Raw genomic sequence first — 18,847 nt, 5'->3', positions numbered from 1 at the left:
TTGGAAAGTAAATGCGTCTGTGTCGATTGGCTTAGAAATAATCTTCCAGAATCGGCTTTCCGTCTGGTAAGTTTTCCTGAATCATCACTGCAGCTTCCTTCTCCGTTTCCATTTGCTGGAAAAAGACCAGAGAATCGAGGGATTGTGCCTGCATGAACAGCTGCACAAAACGCTGAATCGACAAGGTTGCTTTTGGCAGCTTGGTAGCCGTCGTTTTCGTGACCTGATGCTGAGCGTTTTCGATTGTCACTTCATAACAGCCATTATTCCATGGGGCATATTCATCCCCTTGAATTTCTATGGCAAAACCGCCGGCTTTTTTCAATGTGAAAGGATAACTTTTTAGAAACCCTTCCACATCGATGACGCGCGCCATCATGTCCGGGCGCACTTGGTAGTTAGCCAATGGTTTGGCCGCGTTTGCTTGTAGGACTTCCCCATCAAACCCTGGTCGATAGTTAATCTGTGCTACTGAATCTGCATGAGAGACAATAAACCGATTAAATCCTTGATACGCGTCAGCGGTCAAATAGCCCCACTCTTGAATATCGAAACGTCCCCCATCGATAAAGTAAATCAAGTAGCCTTCAGGGACCCCAGCTTCATTGCGATAAATCGCAAATGTATACGGTCGGCGCAAAACAAACTTGATTTCTTCCCACCAGGGTTGGCGAATCAGCCCGCCTTTTTGATGGCGCGGCAATTGATGATAAATCTCGTGAATGATCGGCTGTGCTTCCTCCCAATTCATGCGTTGAATCGTTCCATTCACTTTCTTGCCATCGGGCCATTGATGCGCATCGACTTCATAAACCGTCCGTTCAAAAGTGTACTCATACCCATATCTACGATAAAACGCAAAGGAGAAAGGTGCCAGATAGGAAAGAACGATTTTTTGTTCATAGCAATCTTTAATGATTTGTTTCATGATCCGATCGATCCGACCTTGGCTGCGATACTCTGGATACGAAGCCACAAAACCGATCCCTGCCATTGGATAGGTCGTTCCATGAAAATTCACATCAAAAATCGTTGCCATGATTTGGCTCGCTAATTTTCCATCCCCATCGTAGGAACCATAATTCCAAGAATTTTCCGCAAGCTTGCGATAGCGCTTGATATTTGTTTCATTCAATTCCCACTGAAAGGCATAAGAAACCAAGTCCAGTACTTCTTGCGAACCGAATTCGGTCATTTTTTTGACATCTGTCATTCCTTCATCTCCTCTACTTAAAAACACGCAAGAAACGCAAAAAAGGCGTCAGTCGACCCCTTAATATGCTTCTTCCATCATACTCAACATTTTTTTAAACTGCTTGCGTTTGAAATATCCTAGAATCGTGCCTAAGAGCATGTCATTTAATTGCTGCATGAAGCCATGTGATTTCATGGTTTCCGTATAAATGACTTTGCTACTCTTTCCATCAAGTGGCGTTACTTCATAGCGAGCGACAAATTCATTTTTTGTCGTTTCTGTTTTGAATTGATAAACTTGATTTTCAATGATTTCTTCGATTTCGATCTTCGCACGACTCGTAGTAGAAAATTCCTTTACATATTGAAATCCTGCCAGTTGCTTTCTAGAAAGTGTTTTTCCAGTTGCTTTTCGTATGTCAAAGATAACAGAATCCATAATTTGATCGTAAAAGACATTTGCTGGAATCGATAAATCTTTTTCAATTCTCATTAAGACTTCCTCCTATCTGACTCTTCGGCTTTCTTCTTTCCTTTCATGAACAGAAGACTGCCAGAAATAAGCAAGAAAATACCTGTTGTAAAACTGAATATATCTAACTGCTGATTACTTGGATTCATACTGTATAGGACTACGAGTAGACCGATACTACATATAAATAAGCCGTTTTTTATCATTTTCAATCATCCTATCTATTCGTTGATCCACAGAGAACCTACTCAAACACTAACTGCTTGAAAGTATAAAACAGAACCCCAAGGCTGTGCTTTGATCAATTCTTTTGCTTTTTTTGCCGCCGCTTCTGAATCGGAAGCTGTCGTAGTAAAAATAAGTTTAATTCCTTGTTTTTCTTTGAATGTAAAAGACATTCCATCTTCGTTATATCCTTCAAGTAATTCTTTGATGGCATCTTGCTGCATTGCACTTGCTATTGAAATCATATTCTTTTCCTCCTAAATAATCAATAATAAAAGGAGGAACTGCTTTACTTCAAGCGAAGCCATAGCAGTTCCCCACAATCTACAGGTCTATTCGCCTAGTTTTGGATCAATTTTATTTGCTGAAATAACGAATGGCGCCCATATGAAGAATGTAACGACCATACATACCAACGTTACGATTGGGGCACGCCAGTCAGCTCCTGTTGCCAAGAATGATAGCAACATTGGTGGAACGACCCACGTTACTTGTTGTGAAACAGGTGCTACTAAACCAAAGTACGTTGCTAACCAGCCGATTGAAGTGGCTACTAGCGGAGCAATAATGAACGGAATAAACATGATCGCATTCAATACGATTGGCAGACCGAACATTACCGGCTCATTAATATTAAACACACCAGGTCCGATTGACAATTTTGCAACAGTTAGATAATCCGCACGTTTTGATAGGATCAAAATAGCAATCAGCAATACAATTGTACCGCCTGAACCACCAAACCAAGCAAATGAGTCAAAGGATCCGCGTACCCACATATATGCCTTGCCATCTTCGATTGCGGCAAGAACCGCGTTAGTACCGGTTTGTCCTTCATATCCTTTTTGGAAAATATCGATATTGATCAACTGCGCTTGTCCCCAAATACCTTCTAAAACTGGAGCTAGTACGTTTGGACCATGGATTCCGAAGAACCAGAAAATTTGAACAAAAACAGTTACGATCAGTACTGCACCAAGCCCTTGAGACAAGCCTAAGAATGGTTCTGCAATATATTTTTGGACAAGATCAATAATTAATTGTCCATCAGTCAGTTTACCGACAATAAAGTTAATAATAGCAATGACATATAAGGCAATTGTTGCCGGCAAAATCGCAGCGAACGCTTTCGATACTGCTGGCGGTACTGAATCAGGCATTTTGATAGTGATATCAGCTAACATCAATTTACAGAAAATAATAACTGAAATAGCCCCCATGATCATTACGGTAAAATAAGCGTTTCCGTTTAGATGATCGAGTTTCAACCAACCCCATCCACCTGCTGTAATTGCATCTGCTGTTGCAGACCATCCGGAAGTTGCTGACCCAGCATTGATTTCATCCATCAAAGCTGTTGGAACAGCTGTCGCCACAGAAGTGCTGTATGAAAAAGCAATTCCTTGAATCAGTGTCGCTACTCCAACGATCCCACCTGCGAGATCATTCACTCGATAAGCACGAGCCAGATTATATCCCCAAGAAAAGGCAAATACTAAACCAGCAACAGCCAATGTACCATTCCATACGAAGCCATTGATACTAATAATTTCACGAATAACTGGAATGGTACTGGCATCATAACTCGGCCAAAATTGCGGTGGTAAGTCACGAATGATCGCGTTGATCATTACTGCGATCGAACCAGCCATAGTAGCAGGCATTGTTCCAATAAAGGCATCACGTAATGCAACTAAGTGCTTCTGGGCTCCAATTTTTGCAGCTACAGGGAGAATGTACTTCTCCATCCAACTTGTTAATCCATCCATTCTTAATTCCTCCTATAAGTTCTATTCGTCAAAGAAGATTTTTTGATTCATCGACAATAACTACTTCTATCCGTTCAAAGATTATTCGTTATTTAGACGTCGATAGACATCAATGATTTCTTTCGCTAAATCGGTAAATGCGATTGACGTCATTAGGTGATCTTGTGAATGCACAGTCAACAATGTCACAGTCATATGATTGCCTTGCGCTTCTTGTGTCAACAATCCTGTTTGCGAATGATGCGCTTCCACAAGAGATGCTTCAGCATCTTTGATTTTTTGGTCAGCTAATTCGAAGTCCCCTTCTTTTGCTGCCGCGATTGCTTCCATTGCGTCACTTTTTGCATTACCACCATACATGATCAATCCCATAATGGCTTCCAAATTTTGCTCATCCATCTTTAAAAATCCTCCTTACACTTCGATCCTAAAAAATCTTAGTTCATTAATGTTTCTGCTTGTTGCAATACTTTTTCGCCGTTCATCATGCCATAGTCTGCCATGTTGATCACGTCCAAAGGAATGCCTTTTGGTGCTAATTTTTGTTCAAATTGTGATTTCATGAAACGTACTTGTGGTCCTAACAATAGAACATCGACTGGTTTTGACTCCAAATGTTGGTCGGCTTCTGAAGCTGAAACAGCAAAGATATCTGCTTCCATTCCTTTAGCTTCGGCTGCTTTTTGCATTTTTGTCACCAATAGACTGGTACTCATTCCTGCTGAACAAACTAGCATAATCGTTTTTTTCGCCATCGCGTATCTGCTCCTTTCTGTTGTAAGTTACACTTTACTATAAAGCAAAAAGCGTGCCAAAAAAAAATAAGTTCAGACCTTTATCTATCAATGGTCTGAACCAATTTTTTATTTACACACTCACATTTTTTCTGTTACACACTAAGATTGTGTGCGGATTCATCATAATTTTTGATTTTGTTTTCTAAAAACATTTGGGTTAAATAGGCGATCTCATCTTCAGAAAATTTGATTTGGTAATTTTTTTCAATTTGTAATAAATGGGTTCGTAAAACATCCATTTCGATTCGGTACCGTTTTTGGAAAGTAGTCAGGTTGGCGAAAGTACGGGAAGGTTCCTTCTTCAATAAACTTTCTACCAAAAAGGCTAAATGAATGACTAATCCTGCATCGACGGTTGGTTCTACAATCACATGCAATTGATTTTGAATCTGATGAACGATGCGTTGCAGGCTCTCGATCAGATGATAGACGGACCCAACATGAGTTATCGTATTTTCCAATGAACGCACGATCTTTTCGATCGGCACTTCATCCGAAGCGATTCGTTTTAGCACATTCAAGCGATTGTCATCAAAAACATCATAGGCGGAGAAAAACGGAATGTTTTGATAATCGATTTCGACGGTGCCGGCAATGGCTTTGATCTCATATTCTTCTAGCAAGCCATCAATATGTTTTTTGAAGGTTTCTTTTTCAATAAACTGCATTTGGATGATCTCGACTTTTGACTGATCAACGACGGGATAAATTCGTTGATAAAGTTTGGCAGCGACACCTTCCCCAGTAAAGCAAGTAACGATGACTGCCTTTTTATTTCCTTTTGCTTCACGAACCGTACGGAACTGTTCTTGTACGATGGTTTCAAAAGAACGCTGAATGTTTTGGTAGACGTCTTCTAAACTGCGCCCACTCTCTGCCATCCGCAAGGCTTCTAAAACAATCATCGTACTGACCATCGAAATAGCTTTCGTACGAATCCCCGTCTCTTCGGAAATCAAATTTGCAAAGGAATTGAGGGAGCCCATATCGGTTAAAAGCAATAAGCCATTGCTCATCTTCTCTTTGTTTTCATTGATATAATTCAACAGCTGGTCATACATTTGCCCGACTTCCATATCCAAAGACATATTCATCGCCTTGCCGTGATCGGTTTCCAGAAGCTCTTGGGCTGTCTCCAACATACTGCTGGCAGTTGCCTTGCCATGCATCAAGACAATGATCTCGATTTTTTCAAGGGGCAATGGCGAAGGCTGTTTGACTTGAATCGCTAAAAACATACTGATAAAGCCGATTTCATCAAATGGGATCTCGACATGACGTTCCTCTTCAATGATCGTCGATAAATCCATTGCCACTTGAAATTCGGATTTTAAGTTTTTTCTAACCGTGTTCAAATCCGGATGAACGATCATATGTCCCTCTTTAACACGTTCCAGCGTACTTTGCAAATGCAACGCAAAGGCAAAACGGGCTTTTTCACTATAAGTTCGATCTAACCTCTGTCCTGCCAAGTCATAAAGAACATTTGTCAGTTTCCAAATGTCTTCTGGAATCAATTCTTTATGAACAGGGTTTTGGATCAATTCTTCGACATATTTTTCAAAGTAGGCATCCACATCCTTAGAGATCAAGTTTTCTAAATCGACATTGGCTACGCCCGTTTCAATCAGTGAGCTGACTTTTTCTTCGATCTCGTTGTAAACTTGCATATTCCGTTGCGGATCACGAGACCAGACAACATCTGGGTCGCCAGGTTCAAAACTCAGAAAGTCGCCTTTACCATCCAAAAACCGATCCAAGCGTTCTGACATTTCTTTGATCTTCAACAAGCCTTTTTGAACTTGCAAGGAGCAATCGCCTTTTCGAATCAGCAGGTGTTTTTTTCCATAGGTCCGATAATGTAAGAATGCCTTCGCACAGACGAGTTTCAGGTCGCGCTTGATTTGACCGATGTTGCCTTCTGCATCATAGAGCATAAAGGCCAATATCGCATCTCGCTCGACATCGATCCGCTGATTTAGACGAGTCGCCTCTTGCTTGATAAACAAGGAAATGATTTCATATCGTTCATCTAGGGAACGACTTTCCACATTTGGCAAAGTAATAGCCATGGGAATTCGCCGATTGAAGGTCGTCAAAAAGGTTTCTGATGATTCAGTGGTAGCACCAATGATCTGCACAGCGGCTTCATGAACTTGGTTGCTTTCCCCTAATGGGCGGTAGATCCCTTTATCAATGAAGGTAAAGAGCATTTCTTGGCCTTCTGGCGGCAGTCGATGGATCTCATCCAAAAACAATATACCGCCATCGGCTTTTGCCATCAGTCCTGGACTATCTTCTGCAGCACCTGTGTAGGCGCCTTTTTTGATGCCAAAGATATGTCCAAACAATAATTGCGGATTTTGTGCATAATCCGCACAATTAAAGGACACGAAAGGAGCATCTTTTTCTAACATATTTGATTCAACCGCAAAGTGATACATACATTCAGCAAATAATGATTTACCCGTACCTGTCTCTCCAAAAATGATGGTATGAAGTCCTCTAGGCGGATATAAAATTGCTGCTTTGGCTTGCTGGATACTTACTTTTAAAGAAGCTTGAACCCCAACAAGACTTTCAAAACTCACTTCAGAGGAAACATCCACATGCACCGTTTCTTCTAATGGCTCATAAACGACCGGACGGCCGGAACGTTTGCCGATTTTCTTTTCTTTATAAAGCTCACTGAGATAACGGCTTGCATTGCTGCGATCGATTTGTAAGATTTTAGCGACATCAACTGCGGTCAACCCTTGCTTATGCAGTTCAATCGTTTGAAAAATCTCTTCTTTTCGCGAATTCATTCAATAGCCCCCTCATTTTTTTACACACTAACGATAAACAACGTTAATGGTAACACAAAAAGACGCTCAATGGCGTCTTTTTCCTTTGTCTTTTTGCTTTTTCGTCTTTTTCTTGGTCTTTTTAACAGGAGTGTGTAATTTTTCAGGCGTTTTCTTGGAAATTTTCTGCACACTCGCTGTTTTGGTTTCTTTCTTGCTTTCCTTTTCGATAACAGGTGCTTCTGTGTGTAACTGACCGCCGTGTAAAAAGACTTCTTTAAGCTCTATGGACAATGGATTCGTGATTTTTTTCAAATCCTTCACCGAATGGTCTTGAACAATCGTGATGACGGTTCCTTCTTTGCCCATTCTTCCGACACGTCCAGCTCGGTGTAAATAGGATTCTTTTTCTAACGGGACTTCCGTATTGATAACATAAGGCAGATCCACGACATCTAAGCCACGAGAAGCGACATCAGTCGTCAATAATTCTACTAGTTTTCCTTGACGGAAGCTCTCCAGTGCGCCTTTTCGGGCAAGTTTGTTTTGATCAGATGCTAATGATGCCACCGGTAAGCCATGAAACAGTAGTTTTTCTTCCGCATTCCCCATTGCGCTTAATTCATTGAAGAAAACCAAGGCTTGAAAGTTTGGTAAATGAGCAAAGCGTCTTAAAGCATCCACAATGCGTCGTTGCGGATAATTCAAATAGTAGTGATGGATCACGCCTTTGCTCTGATCTTCTTGGGTAACATCAATGATCAGTGGCTCTTTTGTCACCAATGGTCGAATCTCATCAATTACTTCATTAGCGGTTGCTGAAAAGAAACTACGCTGGATTTGTTTTGGCAATGTTTGATTGATTTTGGCAGCTAGCGTGAAGGCCCCTTCTTTCAATAATTGGTCAACCTCATCTAATACCAACGATTGCAACTGCTGGGTCTTGATTTTTTTTGCTTTGATCAATTCTAACACACGGCCTGGGGTACCGATCAAGACCTCAGGTTTGTCTTTTAATTTTTCCACTTGTCGTTTCGTGCTCGCGCCGCCAATAAGTGGCAGAACGGTCAGTCCAATGGCTTGAGCCCATTCTCGTGCTACTTCTGTGACTTGCATCGCTAATTCTTGTGAAGAAGTCAAAATCAACAGCTGATTGCCTTTCTTTGCTTCGACCTTTGTTAACAGTGGCAAAAGGTATGCCAATGTTTTACCAGAACCGGTCGGTGAGACCCCAATGACAGACTCGCCATCTTTTAAAGGACCAAAGGTTTTTTCTTGGATCAAGGACGGTGCGTGATACCCTGCCGCTTGCCATTTTTCCTGCCAGATGTCTGGCAGTTGTGTCAATTCAAATACTGTCATAAATGTTCCATTCCTTATTTTTTATCTGCATCAAAAACGATGCCTGCTTGTTTACGCATGAGAGCAACGGTTTCATTGACACTGCGGGCAAGTTCTACCCATTCCTCATAGCGTTGTCCTTGTTGGGGATCATTTTTGTTTTCGATGATGTCTGCAAAATCTTGTGCTTCTTCAATCATCGGGTTTTCTAAGGCACTTACTGCTAATGCCTGGGTTTGTTTTGTTTTTCGCTCATAAAATGCGGCTTCTTCGATGGCATTGACGGCATTTAGGTCTAATGTACCGTCCTCAAAATAGATTTCTGAGCGCAACTCTGAATCAGCGATTTTGCCTGTTTGGATCGTGACATCAAAGTCAGCATAGCGCAACACTGCAGTCCCGATACCATCTACACCAGTCGGTAATTTACGGGCAAAATAATGAACATCTTGCGGTTTGCCAAACCAAGCGACCGCGGCATAAATCGGATAGACGCCCAAATCCGCCAAGGCACCACCAGAAAAATGTGGAGAAAAGATATTTGGTTCCTCCCCAGCTAATACAGCGTCATAACGAGACGAATATTTCATATAAGAAAAGTTCGCCCCAAGAATGGCACCCCGTGTCGGTAAGAATTCGGCTACGGTCGAAAAACTTGCTTCATGGATGTTGCGAGCTGCTTCAAAGAATAATACCTGTTGCTGATTTGCCAATTCGATGATCTCCGCCATTTCCTCAGGCGTTGAAAAGGCTGGCTTCTCCACAATGACATTTTTTCCTGCTAAAATACCTTGCTTGGCTTGTTCAAAGTGCAAACTATTCGGAGACGCGATGTAGACCGTGTCCATATGAGCTAAACCAAAAAAAGTGTCCAGATCGGTCGCATACTCGATGTCCCCATACTTTTCTCCAAAGCGTTGTGCCGTTGCTAACTTTCTTGAGTATACGGCAACCAATTGATAGCGTTTGGTTTCGTGGGCTGCTTGTACAAATTGATCGGTGATCCAATTTGTGCCGATAATCCCTAAATGAATCATGTTTTTTCCTTCTTTCTTCTATAGATTAGGGTCGTCAAAAACGACATTCAAATCAAAAGGGATCGGTTCTTTGACCGTGATCATCCCTTGGTTTACTTGGCAATTATAGGCAAACACTTCGACACCCTTGCTTTGCGCTTCGGCGATTTTAGCGGCCAGATCCGGCTGCATCTGTCGATGGATCGTGGCGATTTGCACCGCTTCAAATTGGATCATAAACAAAACCGCCGCATAATAGCCAGCTTCTTTGGCATGGATCAATTCATTGACGTGTTTCAAGCCGCGAATGGTTGGTGCATCTGGAAAAGCACCGACTTGCTTGTTTTCAAGGGTCATTCCCTTGATTTCCAAAAAGCCTTTTTCTTGTTCATCTGTTTCAAAATAAAGATCGAATTTTGATGTCCCATAGACAACTTCCCTTCGCAAAAGCGAGATTCTCCCTTTGATATTCGGCAACTGGATCGTGCCATCCAAGAGGCCTTCATAGCCTAATCGATTCGGTACTTGACTATCAATATTGATCCATTGGTCTTGTTTCTTGACTGAGATCAAGTCGTAATTGGTTTTGCGTTTCGGATTGTCCCAATATTGCAGGGTAACAAGCGCACCTTTGTGCAAGAGCTCTTTTCCTCGTCCGGTATTTTTTACATGGACGATTACTTCTTGATCGTCAACGAGACATCGGGCAATGAACCGGTTGTCTCGCACGAGAAACGTGGCTAAAAGGGTATTCGGATAATTCATTTTCTCACCTGCTCTTTTGAATCATAGCATATTTTGATAAAAACTTCTAAACTTCAAACTAAAGTACCATGCTTTTTTACCTTCTCATGGTATACTTATGGCAATTATTTTCTAGTGCGAAAAAGTGGACACATGTCCACAAGGCGCAACTTGATGAATCGTAAATGATAGGACGTGTATAAATGAAGAAAAGGTCTATTTTGATTGGTTTATCTCTTGCAACGGGCGTGGTCAGCTCTTTGCTGCTGCGAAAAGAAAAGCAAAAAAATGAGAATCGGCAGAATTTCATTGGTAATTGGCGTTTTACTTCCAAGACAAAAGAAGATGTCACATTAGAAATAGCCAATGACTATTCATTGACCATCGAAGGCAAGCCTTTGACTGCTTCCATCGTTGAATTGACTCCGACGCGGTTAGTTTTACTGGACACATTTGGCTATCATTTAGTTCTTGAACAAAAAGGCTCCGTCATTACTTTATATGATGAAGCAGAAGATTGCCACTATTCTTTGACAAAAATCATCTAAGATCGCTGAGAAAGCCAGGTTCATGTTTTCTTCACATTTTCTTCAGTCAATTCTCAGACTTTTTATCAGCATTTCTTGGCAATCCATGCTATCATTAACTTAACAAGTGGTTGAACAAGGTGTTCCGTTGAGTGATGTTTGATCGTTCATAGATTAAGGTGTAGGTTCGATTCCTACCTTCCACATTTATTTTAAATAGAAAGAAGGGATTTTTATGTTAACGACCTTTATTTCACTCTTTTCCATCTTTGCTTTAGCTGCATTGTTAGCTGGGACATTCTTTTTAGCAAAATTGGCCATGCAACAAGAAACGAAGGCGGTGAAAGTTCCCGTCAGAGCCCAAAACCAAAACCCGAGAATCCATTCCAATCGTCGCTAAGGGAAATAGTTTGACCCTATGTCAATTCAAAAAACTTGCCTTCTATATAATATAGGAAGGCAAGTTTTTTTGCTGGTATTTACAGTAAACAACCTTTGTCACGTTGCGTCTCAAGTTGTCTACTGAGGGATCGGTCTTACGCAATTAAATGCTAAGTTTTCTCTTAGAGTATTGCAACAGTGGATACTCTTTGTTAAAATTTTTGCTTAGATACAACTTTAAAGGAGCTACTACATATATGCAGAAAATAACCAAGTTCGGGTATTCCTTCGTTGCTGCTTTGGCAATCCTCTTTGCTGCCGCCGGCTTACCCCTCGTTTCGTATGCTGATGATACAGCTATGAGCGCCGAAGAGATCCAAGATTTTTCAGTCGATGCAAAAGCCGCTTACTCCATCGATTTTGACACAGGCAAAGTGTTGTATGATCAAGATGGTGAGACTGCCATGGGCATCGCCTCCATTACCAAGATCATCAGTCTCTACCTCGTAGCTGAGCAAGTAGAACAAGGAACCATCGCTTGGGATGATCCTGTCCCTATTTCAGATTATGCCGCGAATCTCAGCGTGTCGCCAAACTTATCGAATGTTCCTTTGCATCAAGACGTCACTTATACGGTGAAGGATCTGTATGATGCCAGCTATATCCAATCTGCAAATGCTGCAATCGTCGCACTCGCGGAACTGATTGCTGGGTCTGAAAGTGCCTTTGTTGATCAAATGCAAGAAAAAGTGCAATCATGGGGCATTACCGATGCAAAGATCGTCAATGCTTCTGGCTTGAACAATACTTATTTAGGAGACAATATCTATCCCGGGTCAACTTCCACTGACGAAAACGAACTGTCCGCAAAAGATGTCGCCCTGATTGCTCGTCATTTGCTGCAAGACTTTCCAGACGTTTTAGAAGTAACGAGTCTTTCCACCAAACAATTTGGTGAAGGTTCCTATTCGCCTGTCGAGATGGTCAATTGGAACTGGATGCTTCCAGGTTTTACGAATACGAAAGATGGTGTTGATGGTCTTAAGACTGGTACGACAGATATGGCAGGGGCATGCTTTGTCGGAACCGCCGTCAAGGATGGTCAACGAATTATCACCGTCGTGCTAAACGTCAATGGTCATGCGGAAAATCCAAGCGTACGCTTTATCGAAACAGGTCGGTTGATGGACTACTCCTTCGACGCTTGGGAACAAGTAGAAATTTTACCAGAAAATGCACAGTTAGAAGATACACAGACGGTGGCAGTCAAAGATGGGAAAGAATTGAGTGTTCCCGTTGCCTTAAATCAAGGTTTGACCTTATGGGTACGTAGAGATATGGATGCAACAGCCTTTGAAACAACCATTGACTTTAATGAGCATTATCGTGATTCTGCCTTGCAAGCGCCATTGACTGAGGGTACAGAAGTCGGTACTGTAAGTGCTTCGATTCCAGCTGATACGCTTGGTTATATTGATGATTCTGATCATGACGAAACTGCAGGATTAGTTACAACACAAACGGTGGAAAAAGCCAACATCTTTGTTCGTGCTTGGCGCGGTGTGTCTAACTTTTTCGAGAATCTTTTTTAATCCAAACCAAAGAAAAAATCTGTCCTGAGCAAAGACTGCTTCTCGGACAGATTTTTTTTATTCTACCGTTTCCACCGTTGCTGCTGCCAAAGGCTCAACAGGGAAAAACAATTCAACTTCCCCTTCTTTAAAATGAGGAAGATATCTTTCTTGGATCGCTGCTGACAAGTGGACGTTGTTTTCTGGTAAAACTTCCATCAACATTTTTTCAGTCATCATGGTCAAGTTTTTTTCATCCGTTTTGACAACGAGATAGGTCATTGCGGGCATTTCCCAACGGACCCAACCGACTGGAGGAAAATTTTCTGTATGGACTTGAACGCCTGCCAAATAACGGCCGGTTTCTTGCCAAGGCTCTAACCAATTGGTGCCATCACTCATTAAGCCCCAAAATTCCAGTTCTTCTGCCTTTTGATCGCTCACTAGAAATTCGATCTCTTCAAAATCCTTTGTTGCAAGTTCCCATAGCGCTGGTACCCAAGAAGCTCCTTCTTCCGCTAATCCCTTGCCTTCTTTTCCGATCACATAAAAAGCGGGCCGTTCAACGCGAATCACTTCACCTAATTGCATGTTCCTTCCTCCTTCTTTTCTTCATTTTAGCGAATTGCAAGAAATTCAGCAACTTTGACCTTAGCAACAAGCAATTTTTGTCATTTTTCGGTATACTAGGTGTATCGTTAAAGGAGTGAAAAACATGGATTTTACGCAATTGCTGATTTTTGCTATCAGCTATTTGACGGGTGTGATCGTCGTTCAAAAATGGCGCAAGAAAAAAGATGAGCCAGATATTTTCTTTTTTGAGTGCTGTTGGACGATTTTAGCCCTGCTGATTTATTTAGCCGTCTCAGAATTACGGACAGGCAGTTTCTTTATTCTAATACCAGTCGCCTTCGCCGGCCTTTTTTTATTTTCTTATCGGCGCAACAAGCACCGACTCGTAAATGGCTTGCTCTTTAATTTGTTTGTCTTAGCATTTGGTGGCTACTTAGTCATCAATCTATACCGAACACAAGATATTCTTGTAGGTGGTCTATTGGCTGTTTTACTAGCGATTTTCCTTGCTGTATTATTATTCGGATTGGCCATCCTCGTGGTCTTTCTTTACTGGAATTCCATTATTGTTTTACGAAGAGAATCGCGATCGATCGCCAATCTATTGACCCTGATCTTAGCGGTAGTTTTGACCGTTTTATTATTTTCGGATCCCCTTTTGCACTTTTTCCCGGATTGGATCCGAACCTTATTCGGCGTGGTTCCCCTAAGTCTGATGTATCTATTTGTGGTCTTTTTGAACTTTTTATCGATTTCAGTCATTTATCAGTTCAATCATCCTCGTTACAATCAAGATTTTATCATCGTCTTAGGAGCAGGTCTTTTGAATGGCACCACGGTCTCCCCTTTATTGGCCAAGCGTATCAATAAAGCAATCTCGTTCTACGAAGCGCAATTTAAAGCGAAAAAAACGGCTCCTCGGTTACTGATGTCAGGCGGCCAAGGAAGCGATGAAAAGCTGCCAGAAGCTGTCGCGATGAAAGAATATGCAGTTGCGCAAGGAGTGCCCGAAGGAGAGATTTTAGTAGAAACAAATTCCACGACTACTTATGAAAACATGAAGTTTTCGAAAGAAATCATGGATTCCTTAAAGCCAAATGGCTACAAAGTAATTTTTTCCTCCAACAATTACCATATTTTTCGTGCCGGTCTCTATGCAGATCAAGCACAACTTAAAGCAGATGGTATCGGAGCACCTACCGCCTTTTACTATTTACCCAATGCCTTCTTACGAGAATTCGTAGCGATCCTTTTTATGCACAAAAGACGACACTTAACGGTATTGATCACCTTGCTGATCCTTTATGTAGGTGCAGCGATCCTCCAACTTATTTTTGGCTAAGCAAACAAAAAAGTTCTTTGAACCGGCTGGTTCGAAGAACTTTTTTCTTATTGCATCGTACGATGTTTCTTCCAGAAACGTTGTTGCCATTTTTCTTTCATACTTTCTGTAAGTGGTTCTGATGCTTCTTTGATCGCACAATATTTGTCAACCATTGTAACAATATAGCTTTCTTTATAACGTGGCGGCGCAATCGTTGCTCCCCACATATGTTTCAAGATGATATCTTTTTCTAGATCACTTAGTTCAGTGATTTTTTCAGCATTTTTTACTGCAATTCGTGGATGCATATACGCATGGGTACCTTCATCAAACTTTGTGGTACGCCAGTCATAGTAGAATAAATCATGAAGGAGTCCTGCACGAGCTGTTGCACGAGCATCGCCGCCCCATTTCTTGGCCAATTTGTAACTATAATAAGAGACGCTGATCGAATGTTCCAAACGTGTGGAGTTCATATGCTGCACAAAGTTGGCTAATTTTTTTACAGCTTCTGTTTCTAACAGGTCAGCCACGTAAGACATATATTCGCTATCTTCTTGCCATTTTTCTGTCATAAATTTTTGTCTGCCACCTTTTTTTGATCTGCTTGATTGTTACAAGACAAAGTATAGCACCTATTCATCGAAGATTCTAGGTGAGGTGCAACAGATTCAAATAGTTTAACAGTTCCTTAAAAATCTAACTGACAGCAAAATACATCAAAATCCCGGCTGCAATGGCGACATTCAATGATTCTGCCTGACCATAGATGGGAATATACACATTTTTGTCAGTCAAAGCCAACAGTTCTGGGTGAACCCCTTGTCCCTCGTTACCTAAAATGAAGGCAGCTGTTTGTTGTTTAGGAAGCTCGGTATAAGGAACGGCTTCTTTATTTAATTCGGTGCCATAAATCGCCACGCCAGCTGAGCGTAGCTGTTGGAGAAATGGCGGGATCGCTCCTTCTAAAATTGGTAAATGATAGTTGCTTCCTTGCATACTGCGCAAGACTTTTGTGCTGTAAAGATCTGCTGTTCCTTCACCGAGAAATACCCCGCTAAATCCAGCGGCATCTGCTGTTCGAATCATGGTGCCAACGTTCCCGGGATCTTGCACATTATCTAAAATCAACCAGTTGCCCGTCAGTGTCTGTAAGTCTTGCTCTTGCTTTTCCATCACGGCAAAAATTCCTTGTGGAGTTGGTAAATCAGAAAGCATCGCTGCGATCTCCTCTGTGATCAAATAGCTTTCTTCCTGATAATCATCGAGCTGCCCGTTGGCTTCGCTTAACCCTCGCGGTGTTACCAACAACGCTTTGATTGGTACTTTGGCCTGCAGCGCTTCTTGCACTAAATGCCAGCCATCGATCAAATAGGAATTGGTCTGTGTACGGTGTTTTTTTTGTGTTAGTTTTTTGATTTCCTTGATAAAGGTATTTTTTTTCGATTGAATTTCTTTCATGTGGTCACCTCGATTTATTATAGCATGAGTCAATCGATCTAACTTGTTCTTTTGCTGAAAAAACGCTATCATTATAAGCAGAGGAGGGATTGTCCATGAAGAAACTACGAATCCATGTTCAAGGGCGTGTCCAAGGTGTCGGCTTTCGTTATACCACGAAAATGCTTGCCGATCAGTTGGGGGTCACAGGATCTGTAAAAAATGAGGCAGATGGTTCTGTTTCGATTGAAGCGATGGGAGATGAAAAAATCATCGATGCCTTTGTTGCCGGAGTGAAAGATTCTCCTTCTCCCGCTGGGAAAGTGAACCAAATCGACATCCAACCAGACGATACCATTAAAGAACGTACTAGCTTTGACGTAGTCTATTATTGATAATTGAATGTTTTCTAAGTCGAAAGATTGATTTTTCAATGAATTTCTCTTTGTACATTGAAATAGTCGGTCTTTTTTAGTATAGTTATTTTTGTCTAAATTTATTGTGAAGAGGAAGAATAGAATGTCTAAAATGAATAAATGGCTGCTTTCATCAGGATTATTTGGCCTGTTATTAGCATTATCAGGCTGTGTCAGTACCAATGCTGATGGTACGCCGAAAGAAACAGGAATGATTTATCGCTTTTTGGTGAAACCATTAGGTGATATGATCACGATGCTCGTTGAAAACTTCAACTGGTCTTACGGCTGGGCGATCATCGCCGTAACGATCGTTGTCCGTGTCATTATCTTACCATTAGGGATCCATCAGTCTCGAAAAACGATGGTTCAAAGTGAAAAAATGCAGTTTCTGAAACCCCAAGTGGATATTGCGCAAGCCAATTTAAAAAAAGCAACCACTCGGGAAGAACAAATGCAAGCGCAAGCGGAGATGCAAAAAATTTACTCTGAAAACAACGTCAGTATGTTTGGCGGTATCGGATGTCTCCCTTTGCTGATTCAGATGCCGATCTTCTCTGCTCTTTATTTCACCGCTCGTTACACACAAGGAATCCAAAACTCTGAATTCTTTGGCGTATCTTTAGGCGACCCAAGCATTCTCTTTGTGACGATTGCTGGTCTTTCCTACTTGGCACAAGGATATATCTCAACCATCGGGATTCCTGAAGAACAGAAAAAAACGATGAAAACCATGTTGATCGTTTCTCCATTGATGATCGTTTTCATGTCCATGAGTGCACCAGCTGGTGTGACACTTTACTGGGTAGTTGGTGGGGTCTTCAGTTGTATCCAAACGTTTATCACAAATGTCATCATGAAACCAAAAATTCGTGCCCAAGTCGAAGCGGAAATGAAAGCAAATCCGCCTAAAACGGTAGTTACGCCTCGTAAAGACGTAACGCCTGAAAAAACAGAAGCTGTCAAAAAGGCGCTAAATACGACAAAGCCTAACGGAAAAGGTCGTAACGCTGGCAAGCAGCAACGGAAGTAATTCTTGACCAAATCGCTCAATGAGTGGTTTGGTTTTTTGTTGTTTTCAAATGGGAATCAGTTGCTTCTTCTACTGCCTTTCGCTATAGTAAATGAGAGGTGAGCGCATGTTTCAAGCATATATCAATATTTTTGTCATTTTCAGTCTCATGTTTATCGGTTATTGGTTGTCTTACAAACAATGGTTTTCTAATCGAACTGCCGATACGTTTTCAAAATTGGTATTGAATGTCTCATTACCAGCCAATATGTTTTTGACGATCATTAAAAACTTTACGAAAGATGAATTTCTTTCATTAGTTTCGGGGATGATCATCCCTTTACTTTCCATGATGATCACTTACTTCGCTGGTTATTTATGGCGCCGTTTCACCCAAGTTGAAGCCAAACACCAAGGCGCATTTTCCGCCATGTTTACCTTTTCCAATACGATCTTCATCGGCTTACCAATCAATTTAGCCATTTTTGGTGAAAAAGCCGTTCCTTATGTATTGTTGTACTATATTGTAAATACGACATTATTTTGGACCATCGGTATTTTTGAGTTAGCAAAAGACAATCCTGATTTTGGTGAAGCCCGGATTTCCTTTCATCCATTGGTCATGCTAAAAAAGATTTTTTCACCAGCCTTGATTGGTTTCATCATCGGTTTGATCTGGATGCTGTTCACCTTACCACTGCCCTCATTTGTTGATGGCCTTGGAAGCTACCTAGCAGATTTAACGACGCCCCTATCAATGTTTATCATCGGGATCATTGTCTACTTTGGGGGACTCAAAAATTTGCGAATGACCAAAGACATTGCCGGTGTCTTGTTTGGTCGGTTCGTTCTTTCGCCCCTAGTCGTGTGGTTGTTAAGCAGAATCATCCCTGTTCCTGAATTGATGCTTTCTGTATTTATTATTCAAGCCTCTATGCCCGTCCAAAACTCTGTCCCGATTCTTGTACGAAACTACCAAGGGGACGAAGAATTTGCAACTTCATGTTTAGGGTATTCCGTCTTACTGTACATGGTGTATTTGCCTGTTTTGCTTTTTTTCTTTTTTTAGCTATTTAACGAACTTTGTCGAAAAATACTCGTTACCAAAGACATTCGCTTCTTTCGGTAACGAGTATTTTTCTCCTCTTTGTAAGCCAATGGTTCGATTGATTTGCTATCCAAGCGGCACCCCCCTTATGATTTCTCACTATAAAGCCACGATCCTTTTGATTTTCGCAAGATTGTGACTGCTTAGGTTG

21 protein-coding genes are annotated in these 18,847 nt (G+C 41.4%); 7 read left to right on the top strand and 14 right to left on the bottom strand.

Going from position 1 to position 18,847, the window contains the following annotated elements; all coding sequences use genetic code 11:
• Positions 1-31: 31 nt before the first annotated feature.
• From IGI84_RS05330 to sfsA, 11 genes are all read right to left on the bottom strand, one after another.
• A complete protein-coding gene (locus IGI84_RS05330; protein WP_200125244.1) occupies positions 32-1,213 on the bottom strand; it encodes a GNAT family N-acetyltransferase in 1,182 nt (393 codons plus the stop codon).
• Between the two features lie 60 nt (positions 1,214-1,273).
• A complete protein-coding gene (locus tag IGI84_RS05325; protein ID WP_086292815.1) occupies positions 1,274-1,687 on the bottom strand; it encodes a DUF3284 domain-containing protein in 414 nt (137 codons plus the stop codon).
• Positions 1,687-1,872 carry a DUF3188 domain-containing protein gene (locus tag IGI84_RS05320; RefSeq protein ID WP_010749336.1) on the bottom strand — a complete coding sequence of 62 codons (186 nt, stop codon included), beginning with the start codon at positions 1,870-1,872 and terminating at the stop codon, positions 1,687-1,689. Before IGI84_RS05320 ends, IGI84_RS05325 begins: the two co-directional genes overlap by 1 nt.
• 42 nt (positions 1,873-1,914) lie before the next feature.
• A complete protein-coding gene (locus IGI84_RS05315) occupies positions 1,915-2,136 on the bottom strand; it encodes a hypothetical protein (RefSeq protein ID WP_081118753.1) in 222 nt (73 codons plus the stop codon).
• Positions 2,137-2,223: 87 nt separating this feature from the next.
• Positions 2,224-3,639, bottom strand: coding sequence for a PTS sugar transporter subunit IIC (locus IGI84_RS05310; RefSeq protein ID WP_371179804.1), 1,416 nt, complete (start codon positions 3,637-3,639; stop codon positions 2,224-2,226).
• Positions 3,640-3,741: 102 nt separating this feature from the next.
• On the bottom strand, positions 3,742-4,059 hold the full coding sequence (locus tag IGI84_RS05305; protein WP_005229473.1) for a PTS lactose/cellobiose transporter subunit IIA: 318 nt from the start codon (positions 4,057-4,059) through the stop codon (positions 3,742-3,744).
• A gap of 38 nt (positions 4,060-4,097) precedes the next feature.
• On the bottom strand, positions 4,098-4,415 hold the full coding sequence (locus tag IGI84_RS05300; protein ID WP_005229471.1) for a PTS sugar transporter subunit IIB: 318 nt from the start codon (positions 4,413-4,415) through the stop codon (positions 4,098-4,100).
• 134 nt (positions 4,416-4,549) lie between these two features.
• Positions 4,550-7,264: a sigma 54-interacting transcriptional regulator gene (locus tag IGI84_RS05295; protein ID WP_077452600.1), complete on the bottom strand. Its 2,715-nt coding sequence runs from the start codon at positions 7,262-7,264 to the stop codon at positions 4,550-4,552.
• Positions 7,265-7,330: 66 nt separating this feature from the next.
• Positions 7,331-8,605: a DEAD/DEAH box helicase gene (locus tag IGI84_RS05290; RefSeq protein ID WP_081118754.1), complete on the bottom strand. Its 1,275-nt coding sequence runs from the start codon at positions 8,603-8,605 to the stop codon at positions 7,331-7,333.
• 14 nt (positions 8,606-8,619) lie between these two features.
• Complete coding sequence (locus tag IGI84_RS05285) at positions 8,620-9,621, bottom strand: Gfo/Idh/MocA family protein (RefSeq protein ID WP_081118755.1); 1,002 nt, start codon at positions 9,619-9,621, stop codon at positions 8,620-8,622.
• An 18-nt stretch (positions 9,622-9,639) separates the two neighbouring features.
• Entirely contained in the window at positions 9,640-10,365 is a 726-nt protein-coding gene (gene sfsA / locus IGI84_RS05280) for a DNA/RNA nuclease SfsA (protein WP_140965405.1), read from the bottom strand.
• 182 nt (positions 10,366-10,547) lie between these two features.
• Here sfsA and IGI84_RS05275 point away from each other — a divergent pair, with 182 nt between their 5' ends.
• From IGI84_RS05275 to IGI84_RS05265, 3 genes are all read left to right on the top strand, one after another.
• A complete protein-coding gene (locus IGI84_RS05275; RefSeq protein ID WP_077452604.1) occupies positions 10,548-10,892 on the top strand; it encodes a DUF4828 domain-containing protein in 345 nt (114 codons plus the stop codon).
• A gap of 214 nt (positions 10,893-11,106) precedes the next feature.
• The gene (locus IGI84_RS05270; protein ID WP_170920150.1) at positions 11,107-11,271 is read left to right on the top strand and encodes a hypothetical protein; all 165 of its coding nucleotides are present in this window, start codon (positions 11,107-11,109) and stop codon (positions 11,269-11,271) included.
• A 238-nt stretch (positions 11,272-11,509) separates the two neighbouring features.
• Positions 11,510-12,844 (top strand): serine hydrolase, encoded by a 1,335-nt coding sequence (locus IGI84_RS05265; RefSeq protein ID WP_077452605.1) that lies wholly within the window; start codon positions 11,510-11,512, stop codon positions 12,842-12,844.
• Positions 12,845-12,901: 57 nt separating this feature from the next.
• On the opposite strand, the gene IGI84_RS05260 is transcribed toward IGI84_RS05265, so the two are convergent.
• Positions 12,902-13,414 (bottom strand): GyrI-like domain-containing protein, encoded by a 513-nt coding sequence (locus tag IGI84_RS05260; RefSeq protein WP_008381124.1) that lies wholly within the window; start codon positions 13,412-13,414, stop codon positions 12,902-12,904.
• 124 nt (positions 13,415-13,538) lie between these two features.
• Between IGI84_RS05260 and IGI84_RS05255 the strand changes: the two genes are divergently transcribed.
• Positions 13,539-14,738 (top strand): YdcF family protein, encoded by a 1,200-nt coding sequence (locus IGI84_RS05255; RefSeq protein ID WP_096742451.1) that lies wholly within the window; start codon positions 13,539-13,541, stop codon positions 14,736-14,738.
• A 47-nt stretch (positions 14,739-14,785) separates the two neighbouring features.
• Here IGI84_RS05255 and IGI84_RS05250 read toward each other — a convergent pair whose 3' ends face one another.
• Both IGI84_RS05250 and IGI84_RS05245 read right to left on the bottom strand, forming a co-directional pair.
• A complete protein-coding gene (locus tag IGI84_RS05250; protein ID WP_077452608.1) occupies positions 14,786-15,295 on the bottom strand; it encodes an HD domain-containing protein in 510 nt (169 codons plus the stop codon).
• A gap of 124 nt (positions 15,296-15,419) precedes the next feature.
• On the bottom strand, positions 15,420-16,181 hold the full coding sequence (locus tag IGI84_RS05245) for a TrmH family RNA methyltransferase (RefSeq protein ID WP_200125246.1): 762 nt from the start codon (positions 16,179-16,181) through the stop codon (positions 15,420-15,422).
• 95 nt (positions 16,182-16,276) lie between these two features.
• On the opposite strand from IGI84_RS05245, the gene IGI84_RS05240 reads away from it, so the two are divergent.
• From IGI84_RS05240 to IGI84_RS05230, 3 genes are all read left to right on the top strand, one after another.
• The gene (locus tag IGI84_RS05240) at positions 16,277-16,555 is read left to right on the top strand and encodes an acylphosphatase (protein WP_005236969.1); all 279 of its coding nucleotides are present in this window, start codon (positions 16,277-16,279) and stop codon (positions 16,553-16,555) included.
• 124 nt (positions 16,556-16,679) lie between these two features.
• The gene (yidC, locus tag IGI84_RS05235) at positions 16,680-17,609 is read left to right on the top strand and encodes a membrane protein insertase YidC (RefSeq protein WP_200125248.1); all 930 of its coding nucleotides are present in this window, start codon (positions 16,680-16,682) and stop codon (positions 17,607-17,609) included.
• A gap of 106 nt (positions 17,610-17,715) precedes the next feature.
• Positions 17,716-18,657 (top strand): AEC family transporter, encoded by a 942-nt coding sequence (locus IGI84_RS05230; protein ID WP_200125250.1) that lies wholly within the window; start codon positions 17,716-17,718, stop codon positions 18,655-18,657.
• The last annotated feature ends 190 nt before the right edge of the window (positions 18,658-18,847 follow it).

It is taken from the genome of Enterococcus sp. DIV0008, from assembly GCF_050542615.1.
In the GTDB taxonomy this organism is placed as follows: Bacteria; Bacillota; Bacilli; order Lactobacillales; family Enterococcaceae; genus Enterococcus_D; species Enterococcus_D innesii.
This window is presented reverse-complemented; position numbering and strand designations above follow the sequence as displayed.